Raw genomic sequence first — 14774 nt, forward strand, 5'->3', positions numbered from 1 at the left:
GAATACTTCGCCAATAATAGGGATCCGTTGTAGTGAGTAATACAGAACACATCTATTTTTTAATTGGCATTCTCAGTTTGCTGGTAACGGTAGGTGTTGTGTTTACTTTTGCCCTGCCTGTGCCTAATCACCGTTATAAAGCGCAATCGCCGGTTTTCGGCCGGCTGTTCCTCATTTCAGTCTGGTTTGCATTTCTGGCTATTTGTCTGGAACCGCTGGGCTATCCTCTTGCCAGCGCGGCTACCCTGAATCTTTGTATTTTACTGGCGATGTATATGTTGCTGATGGTGGTAATGCGGCGCTACGGATTACCTCTCAGGCCACTGGAAGCTGCCGGTATAGTGTGTCACCTGGTCTTGTGTGAAGCCGCGTCTTTGTATTTCTATCTGGTCAATGACCAGGTGCTTATCAGAGAACTCATTGTCTCCGCATGTGTGCTGGTACCGCTGGGAATGGCGCTGAAGCTCATTTACCGGCATATTCCGCAAAATAAAGGCGGCGATGAAATGATTTTCGTCGTAGTCGCTATCACTACAGTGGGCGTTGTTTTCGGCGTACCGGTATATCTCTCCATGCTGGAAGAAGGTGAGTCGGTCAGTACCAATGTGGCGTTTGTCGCTATCTTTTTTCTGACTATTCTGTTCATGCTAGGCTTTCCCACCAGTCTGATGCAATCTTTATTTCAGCGGCTCAGCACCCAGGTGTATATTGATGCTTTGACAGGCACGAAAAACCGCCATTTTCTCTACAAAGAAGCACCGAAAATGCTGTCTCATACACGCCGGCATAACCAGCCCCTGTCCCTTGTGGCCTGCGACATTGATTATTTCAAAGCTGTGAATGACAAGTTCGGTCATCCCATGGGAGATATTGCCCTGAGGCGATTTACTGAAATTGTGGAAACATCTCTGCGGGATGGCGATACCATGATTCGTATGGGGGGCGAAGAGTTTTTGATCCTGCTTCCGAACAGCAAGCTGATGGAGGCCAGTACGCTGGCTGAACGGCTATGTGAGCAGGTCCGCAGCAGCGAAATACAACTGGAAAAAGCGACGATCACACTCACTGCGTCATTTGGGGTTGCCGGTATCAGCGACGATGAGACTATTTTTGATGGTATCCGCTACGCTGATGAAGCCCTGTACAGAGCCAAGGCATCAGGCCGCGATCAGGTAAAACGGGCACAGAGCTGAATCTGGCTTATAAACAGCTCTGCATCACTCAGTTTTCCTGAATCACTAACTCCAGTTCCAGTGTTTTCCAGTAAAGAATTTCTTGCTGAAGATCGGCAGACATGATGGGTTTGGTTTCCAGCCATCCGGTAGGAAACGTAAGCGTCAGGGCATGTTTGGATGCATTCACTTTCATTTCCGGCAGAAACGCTTCCTGACGTTTGATGTTCAGCAATGCGCCCAGGCGGATAATACAAATGGCCCGTTTCACTGCACTACTGTCAAACAGTTGAAACTCAGGGATCTCAGCCACTTTAATTTTCTTACGGTGAAAACGCACCAGCGTGGCCAGTAAATCCTGTTGCTCCTGGGTAAAGCCGGGCATATCCACATTCGCTAAAATGTAAGCCGAGTGCCGCTGAACGCCACGGGAGTTTATTTGTAAACCGACTTCGTGTAACAGGGCTGCCCATCCTAACATGGCGCGGAAATCTTTGTTTTTGAACTTCCAGTCACCGGACGCCTGGTCGAAAAGACTCAGGGTAGTGGTAAGCACAATGTTCGCCTGATCGGTGTCCACATCGTACCGCGTGGCGAGGCTCTTTGCTGTCCGTTCACGGATATCTGTGTGTTTAAGTTCATCTTCCATCTGATACAACACACCTTCCCGCAGAGCGGCCGGGGAATATTGCAAAGTGTCGATGCCGAGGGATTCAAAAATGCCGATAAGAATGGCCAGGCCGCCGGCGATCACCCCACGCCGGTCATCACTGATTTCCGGCATAGTGAGTTTATCGGTGTGTCCTGCCTCGATGAAAGACTTCATCAGATTGCGCAAACTCTTCAGTGTTACCGGCTCATCGTGACCGTTTGATTTGTCGCGCTGGGCAAGGCTGAACAGGGTTTTAATTGTGCCGGACGTACCGATACACTGAGACCAGCCTAGCTGCTTGTAGCGGTTCTCAATCATTTCAAGTTCTTGCTTCGCCGCAGTAATGGCACGGTTGAAGTTTTTGGCTTTTAATTCACCGTCAGTAAAGAAGCGGTTGGTATAACTGACGCAGCCCATTTGTAACGAGCGGCAAATCAGCGGATCAAAACCTTCGCCAATAACGAATTCTGTGGAGCCGCCGCCAATGTCAGCCACTAAACGACGGCCGTCGCTGTGGTTGGTATGGGCTACGCCCTGATAAATTAAGCGGGCTTCTTCCACACCGGAGATAATTTCGATGGGGTAGGGCAATGCTTCACGGGCTGCATTGATAAATGCACGGGCATTGACTGCACGGCGAAGGGTATGCGTGGCAACAATGCGTACCGAATCCGGTTCGAAGCCCCGCAGGCTGTCTGCCACCAGTTGCAGCATTTTAAGGCCACGTTCAATCGCTTCATCAGACAATACGTTGTCTTCGCTTAAACCTGCCGCCAGACGGACTTTTTCTTTCAGGCGGTGAAGGATCTGAACGGAGCCCGCATTAATACGGGCAACCACCAGGTGGAAGCTGTTGGAGCCAATATCAAGCGCCGCAACCTTAGTGGTGTCACGGCTTTCAACAGCTTCAAATACGGATTCGGATGGACTCAAATGGCGTTACTCATCTTCGAGACGCTTAAGATAGTCATAGATTTCTATCTGTGAGCGTAGTTTTTTACGGTTACCCCTACGAACGTACTTATTCGTCTGTTCCTTGTCAATCACCCGCGCTTTCAACGTGTCTTTAAATTGTAGCTCCAGGACATCGACAATTTGCTGTTGCAGACCTTTATCGTATACCGGACAACCTACTTCAATCCGGTTGTCCATGTTACGGGTCATCCAGTCCGCCGATGAGATAAACACTTTTCTGTCACCGCCACCCTCAAATACCATCACCCTGGGGTGTTCCAGGAAACGGTCAACGATGCTGGTAATAGTGATGTTTTCGCTGATGCCCGGAAGACCCGGGACCAGTGAACACATGCCCCGCACAATACCACGAATCTTCATGCCGGCCTGACTGGCGCGGTACAGGTCGTCAATCAGCTCCTTGTCGACCAGGTTGTTTATTTTGAAGGTGATCTGGGCTTTGTGGCCTTCCTTCAAATACTGAATTTCCTGGCGGATTAGCGACTGAATTTTATTACGGCTGTTCAGCGGCGAAATTTGCAGATGCTGGAACTTATAGCGGCGGTACGGGTACTGAATGAGATCGAATACACTGGCGGCTTCTTCTGCCAGTTCCTGATTACGGGTAAATAAACTGAAGTCGGTATAAATCTTCGCGGTTTTCTCGTTAAAGTTACCGGTACCGAAGTGCGCGTAATTGACCAGCGATCCCCGTTCTTCACGGGTTACCAGACACAGCTTACTGTGAATCTTTAACGTAGGAACGCCTAACACAACGCGGATACCCGCGTTTGTCATCCGGCGGGACCATTCAATGTTGGCTTCTTCATCGAAACGGGCACGAAGCTCTACGACAACGGTTACTTTCTTGCCGTTGTCTACCGCATCAATGAGCGAGTTAATGATCCGCGAATTGCTTGCTACCCGGTAAATGTTAATACGAATAGACTTTACGTTCGGGTCGAACGCTGCCTGACGTAAAAACTCAGTGAAATGCAGGAAGCGGTGATACGGATAGTACAGCAGAATATCGTGAGCGGTAATGGCATCGAAGACGGTGTTGTGCGTGGAAAACATCTTCGTGTCGATGGCCGGCAGCTTTGGATTTTCCAGGTACTCGCGGCCTACATTCGGAAAGCCGATGAAGTCTTTGAAGTTCCGGTAATGACCTGCAGCATGCATGGTGTCCAGCTTAGTGACTTTCAGGCGTTTACGTAAATCCACTACCATGTCTTCCGGCATGGAGTAGTCGTAGATAACACGTACAGGTTCGGCGATCAGGCGTTGCTTCATACTCTCGGACATCTTGTCCATATAGCTCTCATCAATTTCGTCATTGATGGAGTATTCAGAGTCGCGGGTCATTTTAAAGGAATAAGCTTCAAGAGAATCGTATTTCACGAAGCCACGGAATATTTCTTCAAGACAAAGCTGAATGACGTCATCCAGCAAAATAATGTGCTTTTTCTTACGGCTTTTTTCCGGCGGGATCAGGATGAAACGTGAGGTTTCTGACGTGGGCACCTGAACAACGGCGTATCGGGTATTTTTGCCTGTGCGACGTAATGCCACATACAAGTAAACGGATGTGCCGTTAAGGCGGCTCAGCAGATCGGTTTTTTTATCAATCAGGATAGGCGCAATGTGGCGCAGAATTTTATTGACGAAGAGGTTGCGCAACCACACCCGCTGGTAATCGTTCAGTTCATCTTTTCGCAGAATGAAAATGTTGTAACGGGCCAGAGCCTTCAGCACATCTTTGTGAATTTCATCGAACTTGTTGGAAAGGTGTACCACTTTCTTCTGAATTTCCGCCATTAAAGCCATCAGTTTGTTGGCTTCATCATCACTACCATTGTCTTCTGCAATCGTGATTTGACGTTTTACGTCGGCGGCGCGGACACGGTAGAATTCGTCCAGGTTGTTCGAATAAATGCCCAGAAAGCGAATGCGCTCCACTGCCGGATTATTTTTATCGGCAGCCTCCTGCAGCACCCTTTCATTAAAGGCCAGCCAGCTAAGTTCTTTGGGGTAATACAGTTCGTTGTGTTCCATACTTACGGTTTTACAATTCAAAAGTTGCAAAGCCTGCCACTTATCCGTGACAACCGTGTGACAGGCGGGGTTTCCGGCACGGAACCGGAGGTGATTTTCGCAGCGTTATACGCTGGTGTTGATGTCGACAACCAGGTCGTTCGCGATACCTTCCAGCGCTGTCTGCAGTGCACTGTCGTCAAATGACTCCGGCACTGCGATAACCGCTTTAGCTTTAAACATCAGGCTTCCCCAGTTGGGGGCGCTCTCGCAACGGGAATCAAAAGAGACAATATTCAGGTTGAACTGGTTTAGAATATTTGTCAGTTCCTGTACGATGCCGGGCTTATCGTTACCCATGATTTCTACTTTAAGGGTGTCGCTGAAGGTCTGAGAATTCTCAGCAACAGTGACAGACTGCACAGTTAAATCGGGCAGGCTGTCTAAGGCCGATACCAAATCATCGTGTTTTTCTTTGGGAACATGTACCTCAACGAAACCGGTAAACAGGCCAGCCATATGAGCAAAGCTGCTGCCCAACCAGTTGGCATCGTGACGATAAACACACTTGGCAAGGGCATCAACCAGACCGGGTTTGTCCTTGCCCATGATAGTAATGATCAGAGGTTGCATTGGCACTCCTGTTATTTTGAATGACGGCACCCGGCAACGGTGCTGACGAGTGGGTTGGCGCAGAGAGACTGCGTAACTTTCACTTGATTAGAAGTATTAAAATAACACATCATTGGCAATCAACCCTATCTGATCTTCTGAAAAATCAGGCAAAAGTTGCTTTTACAATAATGAAGTCACCTGCGGACAAACAAATTAAGAAAAGGCAGCGTAAAGACAAGCGCCTGACATTCATCGTGACACTGTTTGGTGGCATGGTGCTGTTCACGTTGGTATTGCTCATTACTCACCTTATTTCACAGGCAATGCCACTGGCTATGCGGCCTGATATGGTTAATGTGACCAGTGCGTCACTCAGCCCGGAACAGATACAGCAGGGACAGGCGGTTCTGGCCAGTGGCGATCTGATGGAAGGTCAGCCATTGATGACGCGGTCAGATGAATGCCGGGTGAAAATGCTGGCGCTGAACGGCAAAAAAACAGGCTTTGAGCCTTTTCATGACTATATTCGTCCCTGCGATCATGAAACCCGCGTGGTAAGTGAAACCGGACAGTATTTCATTGCTGATGTCTCCTCTTCCGGTCAGGTAAGGATTGTTGAAGTACAGTCGCTGGCTCTGAGTACCGCTGAACCACAATTTATTGCCGGCGAGCCGCGAACAATCGGCGCCGGATTAATCAGCTTTGCATTACCGCAGGATATCTGGAATGGGCGCATCCGCTGGCAAATTGAATTAGGGGAGCTGTGGATTGTCGCCGTTGTTCACACGCCGTCTCAAATTTTCGTCCGCTGGGTAAACCGCAGAAACCCGGTGAAAATAACGGATCATCATTATTCCTCTGATGCCAGTGTACTGCCTTTGCCCGGCAGTGGTATCACGCTGATTTATGAGAATGGCGTGCTCGGACAATATCCCCTGAAAGGCGCTCCTGAAGAAAAGCTCACCAGAGAGCCGGTTTCCTGGTGGCACAGCCTGCCAAAAGATCGCACCGTACTGATGGCGTCGCCGGAAGGGAAATTAACACGCTGGGTGCTGCAGAATACTGACGGTAAGATGCGTTACTACCCTACCTGGACCATCACACTGCCAGAAAAGCAGCTCCCCGCGGATGTGACTGCCCATGCAATCACTAACGGTCTGGCGCTGCTCACAAAGCAACAACAGGTGTTGCTGATGAACAGAGTCACCGGAGAAGTGGTAAGCCATTTCAGGAATGCAACGCCACAAAATCATATCAGCTGGTACGGACGGCGGCTTTATCTGTGGTCAGACACCGGTGTATCCGTGGAAAAAATTAACTGGCTCACTGGTATCACCACCTGGTCCTCGTTATTCAGTCCTCAGCAATATGAAGGATACCAGGAAGACGGAACCATCTGGCAAACCACCAGTGGCTCAGATTATCAGGAAACAAAATATAGCCTGGTGCCACTATTAATCGGCAGTCTGAAAGCTTCAGTGCTGGCTCTTATCATTGCGATACCTGTAGCCGTGGGGGCTGCGGTGTATTCTGCATATTTCTCCAGAGCAGCACTCAGGCACTGGCTGAAGCCGGCTCTGGAATTGCTGGAAGCAGTGCCCTCTGTGCTTATCGGTTTTGTGGCCGCTATCTGGCTGGCTCCTATGGCTGAGCGGGTGCTTTTTTCCTTTGCGTTTTTCCTTGTGGTTGTGCCGCTGATTTTATTTGCAGCGGCTTTTGTACAAAACCGCCTGGCGCGAAAATTACCCCATGTATTGCGTCAGGGCACAGAACTGGTTGTTTTGCCCTTGATGGTATTTTGTCTGGGGTATGTCAGCATGCAATGGGCGCCTGAATGGATATTCAGTCTGGCGGGCGTAGACGGTTTTGAAGCCATGTCGGCATCGTCTGAAACACCGGTTGGAAAAACCACAATTGTGGTTGCGCTGGCCCTCGGCGTGGCTATTTCCCCGACAATTTATTCGCTGGCTGAAGATGCAATCAGCGGGGTACCGGATTATCTCAAGCACGCGTCTTTTGCCCTCGGGGCAACACGGTTACAGACATTGCAATACGTGGTGTTGCAAATGGCCATGCCCGGTATTCTGGCAGCGATTATGCTCGGTTTTGGCCGCGCCTTTGGTGAAACCATGATCGTACTGATGGTCACAGGGAATACGCCGGTATCTGACTGGAGCCTGCTGGAGGGACTGCGGGCACTTACCGCGAACCTGGCTATCGAACTGCCGGAAACCGACGTGCAGGGCGCGCACTATCAGATCTTATTTTTAACTGCCTGTATCCTGTTCGGCTTCACTTTCATTGTGAATACGTTGGCTGAACTGTTGCGGCAAAAACTCCGGGTCAATGCCCGTCATGATTAAAACCAAAATTGAAGCCATAATGACGCCGGCACAGCGTCAGTCGTTTGTTATCAGCTTCACCGCATTTTTAACCACGCTGTTATTGCTGGCGCTTGTCAGTATTCTCGCCCTGATCATTTACCGGGGTGTCGCTTATTTCTGGCCTGCACCGGTATATTCACTCACGTTTATCGATGAGCAGACGAAAGAGGCCAGGTCTGTTTACGCCCAGGTCTTCAGTGAGTACAAGGAAAACAATAACACCGTGCGCTGGGTGGTGTATTCGTCGGAGCAAAATCCCCACGGTACACAGGCGCTTGTAGACGAAGATCGCACGCTTACGCTGGTGGAATCGGTAAACAGTGCTGACATCACCCTCAATGACGGGCTGTCCGTACTGGGTGTGCCGGTACAGATCACTGCCGGCGGGCAGCATGTTTTCGATGAGTCAGCCTACGGCACGGTCACTGAAAAAGTCAGCCGTCTGGAAGACAGTATTGATGATTTACGTACCCGCTGGTTGTCAGGGATCCACCAGAAACTGGCTGAACTGGATACGCGGGGAGTGGCTGCAGATGCGCCGGCGCGGGAAAAGCTGAATGATGCCTTCCGGCAGTGGCAAAGCAAAATTATTGCACTGGAAACCGAGCGGGACAGTTACACACTGCACATTGCCATGGCTGACGGTTCAGTCATCGCGATTCCGGTAGCGAGCATACAGGAAATGATTTTTCCGGGTCAGCTTGGCATTGCCGGTAAAATCGGGGTTACGCTGAGTCATATTGGACAGTTCCTGATCCAGGCACCTAAGCAGGCCAATACCGCCGGTGGCGTGTTCCCTGCGCTGTTCGGTACAGTGTTGATGGTATTTATCATGACCATCATTGTAACGCCGTTTGGTGTACTGGCCGCGGTGTACCTCAATGAATATGCGCCGGATAATATCCTCACAGCAACCATCCGCATCAGTGTGTCGAACATGGCGGGTGTGCCTTCCATTGTTTATGGCGTATTCGGCCTGGGCTTCTTTGTTTATATTGTGGGCGGTAACATCGATTCGTTGTTCTTTTCAGACACATTACCCTCGCCAACTATGGGTACGCCCGGACTGTTCTGGGCGGCGCTAACCATGGCTATTCTTACTCTCCCTGTGGTGATTGTTGCTACCGAAGAGGGGTTGCGCAGGGTGCCGCGGGGATTGCGGGCGGGAAGCTACGCCCTGGGAGCGACGAAGGCGGAAACCATTATGCATACAGTATTGCCCATGGCTTCGCCCGGCATCATGACCGGTGTCATTCTGGCAATTGCGCGGGCTGCCGGCGAAGTTGCACCACTGATGCTGGTGGGGGCCGTGAAGTTTGCGCCGAACTTACCTTTTGACGGCGAGTTTCCCTATCTCCATCTGGAACGGCAATTTATGCATCTGGGTGTGCTGATATACGACGGTGCTTTCCACAGCCAGACTGACGCAGAAGGGGCTTCCATGATGTTCGCCACCTGTTTGCTGTTATTGCTGGTGGTGCTCATTCTTAATATTCTGGCGGTGTTACTCAGAGCACGGTTAAGAAAACGGTACTTAGCGAGCTGATTATGCTGAAGTTATTTGAACATGAAACGCTGGATGTCCATCATCTGAATGATGACGATACGGCCATTAAGGTGGAGCATCTTAATCTGCGCTTTGGTCAGAAACATGTGCTGCAGGACATCAGCATGAGTATTCCGAAGAACCGTATAACGGCATTTATCGGACAAAGTGGTTGCGGTAAATCCACCCTTATCAGCGCTTTCAACCGGATGAACGATCTGGTTGCTGATTGTCGTTATGATGGCAGCATTTATATTGGCGGCCGGGATATTAATGGTCGTAAGGAAAACGTGTCTCAACTGCGTACCAAAGTCGGCATGGTGTTTCAGCGACCCAATCCGTTCCCTATGAGCATTTATGACAATGTCTGCTATGGTTTGCGTTTGCAGGGAATACGGGTAAGACGTTTTCTTGATGATGCCGTTGAACAGTCGCTTAAGGAGGCTGCGCTGTGGGAAGAAGTTAAAGACCGGCTGTTTGAATCAGCACATATTTTGTCCGGTGGTCAGCAGCAGCGGCTTGTCATTGCAAGGGCGCTGGCGTTGAAGCCGGAGATCCTGTTGCTGGATGAGCCTACATCGGCACTGGATCCGCTGACCACACTGTTTATCGAAGAGCTGATGGCCGGCCTGAAGAAACGATGCACTATCGTGATTGTCACCCATAATATGCAACAGGCTGCGCGGGTTTCTGATTACACGGCCTTCCTGCATCAGGGGAAGCTTATTGAATATGCTGACAGCGATTCACTCTTTACCATGCCCGAACATAAACAGACAGAAGATTACATTACAGGCCGTTACGGTTAACGGGAGATATATATGCCACGTCAGATTGCGTTAAATACCCATATCTCCGGCAAGTTTAATACTGAGCTGGAGAATCTCAGAAATTCCGTGCTTACCATGGGAGGGGAAGTCGAGCTGCAACTGGTGGATACCCTGCGGGCGATTAAGCAGAATAATGCCGGTCTGGCTGAAAAAGTCATATTAAATGATCTTAAAATCAATGCCATGGAAATGCAGATTGATGAAGAGTGCTTACGCATCATAGCCAGAAGACATCCTACCGCTTCCGATTTACGGCTGGTGATGATGGTGTCGAAAGCCATTACCGATATTGAGCGCATGGGTGATGAGATAGAACGGATAGCCCGTCTGGTAACGAAAAATAAGCTGCCGGCTTCAGAAACGATTAAAAGCAGCATGATTTTGATTGGTGACCGTGTAGTGCAAATGATGCGGGGTACCTTCGATGCTCTGGCGCGGCAAAATGAAAATTCTGCGCTGGAAGTGTATGAGCAGGATAACCGCATTGATGCGGAATATAAGAAGTTGCTGAAATACACCACCGGAGAAATGCAGAAAAGTACTGACGATATGCAGGACTGGCTGGAAGTACTGTGGGCATTACGTTCTCTGGAACGAATTGGTGACCGGTGTAAGAATATTTGCGAGTATGTTGTTTACTTATCGCGGGGAACCGATGTGCGGCATTCGCCATTAGAGAACATGCAACAGAAATTAAAGCACCTGAGTTAGTGGCGATCTGTCACAAAATTGAAATATTTGGTGTATAAATAAGCGGACGCGCGTAGTTTTATTGCGATTTAACTTATTCCGCAAATTTACACTATTGCATTGGGTTGAATTTCGTTATCATGCGCCGCAGCCGAATTGGAAACGTTTAAAAAATAATCTATGCCAGATATCACACCGTTAGCGCCGGTTGTCATTTTCGACTGCGAAGATAAAACCTCCTTTACTTTGCGCCAAATGGCGTTTTCTAGCTTAGTCAGCGAATAATCCAGGAGCGAGACCTGTGGAACTTCTGCAAAGTTATGGCATGACGCTTATTATCCTGGCCGCGGTAGTCGGCTTTATAATGGCGTGGGGTATCGGTGCCAATGATGTAGCCAATGCAATGGGTACGTCGGTAGGATCTAAAGCCTTAACCATCAAGCAAGCAATTTTCATTGCGATGATTTTCGAATTTGCCGGAGCGTATCTGGCGGGTGGGGAAGTCACCAGCACTATTCGTAAAGGGATCATCGATCCCATGTTCTTCACCGACAGGCCTGATTATCTGGTTCTGGGGATGATTGCCTCGTTATTTGCCGCAGGTATCTGGCTGGGACTGGCGTCCTGGTTAGGCTGGCCTGTATCAACTACGCACTCTATCATTGGTGCCATCATCGGATTCACTGCCACCGGCGTAAGTATGGATGCCGTCGAATGGGGCGAAGTGGGCGGCATTGTTGGTAGCTGGGTGGTGACACCTGCTATTTCCGGCATCATTGCTTATCTTATTTTTATCAGTGCGCATAAGCTTATTTTTGATACGGCCACGCCGTTTAAAAACGCCAAACGCTTTGTACCGTTTTACATGGGGCTGGCAGGCTTCGTCATGTCGCTGGTTACCATTAAGAAAGGCCTCAAACATGTTGGTCTGACACTGTCTCCGGAAATGGGATATGTGCTGGCCGTTGTTATTGCCATTATGCTGGCATGCCTGGGCCGGTATGCGATTTCCCGCATGACATTTTCTGAAAATCAGAGTGCTGATATTCAAAGCGCCAATATCGAAAAGATATTCGCAATGCTGATGGTAGTAACGGCCTGCTGTATGGCTTTCGCTCACGGCTCAAATGACGTAGCAAACGCCATTGGTCCGCTGGCGGCAGTCGTCAGTGTGGTTACCTCTGGCGGTGAAATTAACGCAAACTCGGAACTGGCGCCATGGATCCTGCCTCTGGGCGGTTTGGGTATCGTTGCTGGTCTGGCGTTATTCGGTCATCGTGTTATTAAAACGATCGGTCAGGGGATCACCCATCTGACACCGAGCCGTGGCTTTGCAGCAGAGCTTGCTGCTGCTTGTACGGTTGTTATTGCTTCGGGCACAGGTTTGCCTATCTCCACTACACAAACCCTGGTGGGCGCGGTGTTAGGTGTGGGTATGGCACGGGGTGTTTCAGCGCTTAATCTGGGTATCGTACGCAATATCGTCGTTTCCTGGGTTATTACGCTGCCCGCAGGCGCCATTCTGGCGATTATCTGCTTCTTTGGTCTTAAGGCCTGGTTTGGCGTTGAGTAAGCAGTAAAGCTGGCTGCCAGACAATTGAAACCGGACTAACAAAAAAGCGAAACAGTCACTGTTTCGCTTTTTTCGTTACAGGCCGGCGCTCAAATCCGGCCAAAAATCTTCCGCTCGTTGTGGTTTAGCCGTCAACATCCACCGGTGTTACAAAGCCGTCAGGCTTTAAGCCCACCACCGCGCAATCAATCTGCTCAATGGTTTCTTCTGCGGTACCGCCCATGATATAGCCGGGCACGCCAAGACGGGACAATGTTCCCATTACAATAAGGTCGGCGTTACATGCATTTGCTGTAGCGGCAATGTCACGGCGGGGATAGCCCCGCACAAGGTGAACGGCAGGTTCCGCTATGGTTGGTGCTTTGTCGTTGTGATCCAGAGCAATCAGTCCCAGCAACCGGTTGACCTCTTCTTCACGCTCCAGTTTGATTTTGCTTAAATCGTGCTGCACCGCGTCTTCATCTACGCTGATAAAGCCTTGCCGCAGGATATTTTCAGGCACCGCGTCATACACATGCACAACATGCAGTGAGGCATTTTCCGCTTCAGCCACACGCCAGGCCGTATTGAGGATATCCAGAGCCAGTTGTTTACGGATAGCCACTTCGTGTTGAGGGTAGTGATAATTCACATCGACGGCTGCCACTACGTTTTGCAGCGATGTGGTGCGTACTTTGTGCATGATCCAGACCGGGCAGGGACACTTGCGCAGCAGGTGCCTGTCGTCACTGCCGGTAATTTTACTGACAACGTCGTTTTCATTCAGCTTAATAACCAGATCATGACCCGCCGACACTACCTGCCGGATAATATTGATAAACCGGTGGCCGGTGCTGACAATCCCTTTGGCCGGGTATTGTTTACTCCACACCGCAATCTGCTCATCCAGCCAGCTTTGTGCAGACTGAGTCAGCGATGAATCTGACTCCAGGTATTCAAAGGACTGCATGATCATACGGGCATTAGGGGGAAGTGCCTCAAGTGCCAGCATGATTGTCAGTGACGCGTTATGCTTACTTGCAATTTGCATCGCCCGTTCTACCAGCACATCCTGGCCGTGTGTGTCGTGCAACACGCACAGTATATTAGTAAATTGCCCTTTCATTTCTTTCCCTCCTTTTCCGGCAAAAAATGTCGCGTGTTACCGGAAGCACAAAACTGCTGTGATCACATTTATACATTATCTTTTTAATTATAGTTTTTAAATAACCCCGCATCAGTCCCTGTTGATGAATATTTGGTGACGGATTTTATACATTTCACCAATCTGCACACTTGATGCTTCAAACCAGAGGAAAACAAGGATAATTGTTGTAGTGCTTTTAATCTTTATGTTAGATTAAATTATCGTTTTCTAATCTGATTTATGACTATGAAATGGCCTAACCTGAAACATCTGCATTATCTGGTAACCTTGCATCAGGAACAGCATTTCCACCGTGCTGCCCAGCGATGTAATGTCAGCCAGTCGACGTTGAGTACAGCGATCCAGAATCTGGAAGAGCACTTTGGTAGTCAGTTACTGGAGCGGGAGCACAAGACGTTTGTCTTTACTTCGCTGGGACTGGAGATTGTTGAGCGCAGTAAAGTGTTGCTGCAGGAAGCCGGTGAACTGGTGGAATTTGCGCAGAATGCCGGTAACTGGGAAAAAGGTAAGCTGAAGCTGGGCGTGATCCCCACCATAGCACCGTTCATGTTTGAAGGCATGATTGGCGCATTCAAAACATTTCTGCCGGACATCAGTCTGGAGCTTCAGGAAGACACAACCCATAACTTGCTTCAGCAACTCACTGATGGCCAGCTGGATTTGCTCATCCTTGCGTTGCCGATGGAAACACCGGGATGCAAGCAGATGGTACTGGGTCATGATCCGTTTCATCTGGTTGCTCATGAAAGTCTTGCCAGCACATTGCCGGAACCCTTTGATATTAAGACTCTGCCTAACAACAGTATTTTCCTTTTACAACAGGAACACTGTATGACCGGCCATGCCGTAAGCGCCTGTAATCTGCAGCATCGTGAGCAGGTAAGCAGTCTGGCTGCCAGCAGTTTATATACACTGGTGCAACTGGCTAACAGTAAACTGGGCTATACTTTTATGCCCGAACTGGCACTGAATCAGAACATCATTAAAAGTACTGAACTGAAAGCATTACCCGCGGAAGACAATGCATATCGGGAGATAGGCCTGGTATGGCGTTCCGGTACCACACGGATGCGTTTGTTCAGAAGAATTGGTGAAGTACTGTCACCTTTATTACCGGTTCCGGTACTAAAATAATTCTACTTTATGGACGGCCCGCAATCCGCATGATTTCTGGCCG

11 protein-coding genes are annotated in these 14774 nt (G+C 49.4%); 7 read left to right on the plus strand and 4 right to left on the minus strand.

Annotation, left to right across the window (positions count from 1 at the left end; all coding sequences use genetic code 11):
* The first annotated feature begins 32 nt into the window (after nucleotides 1–32).
* The gene (locus ACXAGR_RS21775) at nucleotides 33–1193 is read left to right on the plus strand and encodes a GGDEF domain-containing protein (protein WP_474852468.1); all 1161 of its coding nucleotides are present in this window, start codon (nucleotides 33–35) and stop codon (nucleotides 1191–1193) included.
* Between the two features lie 28 nt (nucleotides 1194–1221).
* Here the strand turns inward: ACXAGR_RS21775 and ppx are convergent, their stop codons facing one another.
* From ppx to ACXAGR_RS21790, 3 genes are all read right to left on the minus strand, one after another.
* The gene (gene ppx, locus ACXAGR_RS21780; protein ID WP_474852470.1) at nucleotides 1222–2757 is read right to left on the minus strand and encodes an exopolyphosphatase; all 1536 of its coding nucleotides are present in this window, start codon (nucleotides 2755–2757) and stop codon (nucleotides 1222–1224) included.
* A 6-nt stretch (nucleotides 2758–2763) separates the two neighbouring features.
* The gene (gene ppk1, locus ACXAGR_RS21785; RefSeq protein WP_474852472.1) at nucleotides 2764–4833 is read right to left on the minus strand and encodes a polyphosphate kinase 1; all 2070 of its coding nucleotides are present in this window, start codon (nucleotides 4831–4833) and stop codon (nucleotides 2764–2766) included.
* Between the two features lie 105 nt (nucleotides 4834–4938).
* Nucleotides 4939–5445: a glycine cleavage system transcriptional repressor gene (locus ACXAGR_RS21790; protein ID WP_119500236.1), complete on the minus strand. Its 507-nt coding sequence runs from the start codon at nucleotides 5443–5445 to the stop codon at nucleotides 4939–4941.
* 170 nt (nucleotides 5446–5615) lie between these two features.
* Here ACXAGR_RS21790 and ACXAGR_RS21795 point away from each other — a divergent pair, with 170 nt between their 5' ends.
* The 5 genes from ACXAGR_RS21795 to ACXAGR_RS21815 all read left to right on the plus strand — a co-directional run bounded on the left by ACXAGR_RS21795 (nucleotide 5616) and on the right by ACXAGR_RS21815 (nucleotide 12450).
* Nucleotides 5616–7790, plus strand: a complete 2175-nt coding sequence (locus ACXAGR_RS21795; RefSeq protein WP_474852474.1) for an ABC transporter permease subunit — start codon at nucleotides 5616–5618, stop codon at nucleotides 7788–7790.
* On the plus strand, nucleotides 7783–9357 hold the full coding sequence (pstA, locus tag ACXAGR_RS21800) for a phosphate ABC transporter permease PstA (RefSeq protein WP_474852476.1): 1575 nt from the start codon (nucleotides 7783–7785) through the stop codon (nucleotides 9355–9357). The genes ACXAGR_RS21795 and pstA overlap by 8 nt, the downstream gene beginning before the upstream one ends.
* Before the next feature lie 2 nt (nucleotides 9358–9359).
* On the plus strand, nucleotides 9360–10166 hold the full coding sequence (pstB, locus tag ACXAGR_RS21805) for a phosphate ABC transporter ATP-binding protein PstB (RefSeq protein WP_119500238.1): 807 nt from the start codon (nucleotides 9360–9362) through the stop codon (nucleotides 10164–10166).
* Between the two features lie 12 nt (nucleotides 10167–10178).
* Nucleotides 10179–10898: a phosphate signaling complex protein PhoU gene (gene phoU / locus ACXAGR_RS21810; RefSeq protein WP_119500239.1), complete on the plus strand. Its 720-nt coding sequence runs from the start codon at nucleotides 10179–10181 to the stop codon at nucleotides 10896–10898.
* A 280-nt stretch (nucleotides 10899–11178) separates the two neighbouring features.
* Nucleotides 11179–12450: an inorganic phosphate transporter gene (locus tag ACXAGR_RS21815; protein WP_474852478.1), complete on the plus strand. Its 1272-nt coding sequence runs from the start codon at nucleotides 11179–11181 to the stop codon at nucleotides 12448–12450.
* Nucleotides 12451–12574: 124 nt separating this feature from the next.
* Here the strand turns inward: ACXAGR_RS21815 and ACXAGR_RS21820 are convergent, their stop codons facing one another.
* Nucleotides 12575–13555, minus strand: a complete 981-nt coding sequence (locus tag ACXAGR_RS21820; protein WP_474852480.1) for a universal stress protein — start codon at nucleotides 13553–13555, stop codon at nucleotides 12575–12577.
* 267 nt (nucleotides 13556–13822) lie between these two features.
* Between ACXAGR_RS21820 and ACXAGR_RS21825 the strand changes: the two genes are divergently transcribed.
* Nucleotides 13823–14731: a LysR substrate-binding domain-containing protein gene (locus ACXAGR_RS21825; protein ID WP_474852526.1), complete on the plus strand. Its 909-nt coding sequence runs from the start codon at nucleotides 13823–13825 to the stop codon at nucleotides 14729–14731.
* Nucleotides 14732–14774 lie beyond the last annotated feature (43 nt).

It is taken from the genome of Alteromonas sp. ABH4_457 (genome assembly GCF_056160625.1).

Coding starts and splice junctions, on each gene's coding strand:
- ppk1 (WP_474852472.1), bottom strand. CDS start 4,833: ATGGAACACAACGAACTGTATTACCCCAAAGAACTTAGCTGGCTGGCC.
- ACXAGR_RS21790 (WP_119500236.1), bottom strand. CDS start 5,445: ATGCAACCTCTGATCATTACTATCATGGGCAAGGACAAACCCGGTCTG.
- ACXAGR_RS21795 (WP_474852474.1), top strand. CDS start 5,616: ATGAAGTCACCTGCGGACAAACAAATTAAGAAAAGGCAGCGTAAAGAC.
- pstA (WP_474852476.1), top strand. CDS start 7,783: ATGATTAAAACCAAAATTGAAGCCATAATGACGCCGGCACAGCGTCAG.
- pstB (WP_119500238.1), top strand. CDS start 9,360: ATGCTGAAGTTATTTGAACATGAAACGCTGGATGTCCATCATCTGAAT.
- phoU (WP_119500239.1), top strand. CDS start 10,179: ATGCCACGTCAGATTGCGTTAAATACCCATATCTCCGGCAAGTTTAAT.
- ACXAGR_RS21820 (WP_474852480.1), bottom strand. CDS start 13,555: ATGAAAGGGCAATTTACTAATATACTGTGCGTGTTGCACGACACACAC.
- ACXAGR_RS21825 (WP_474852526.1), top strand. CDS start 13,823: ATGAAATGGCCTAACCTGAAACATCTGCATTATCTGGTAACCTTGCAT.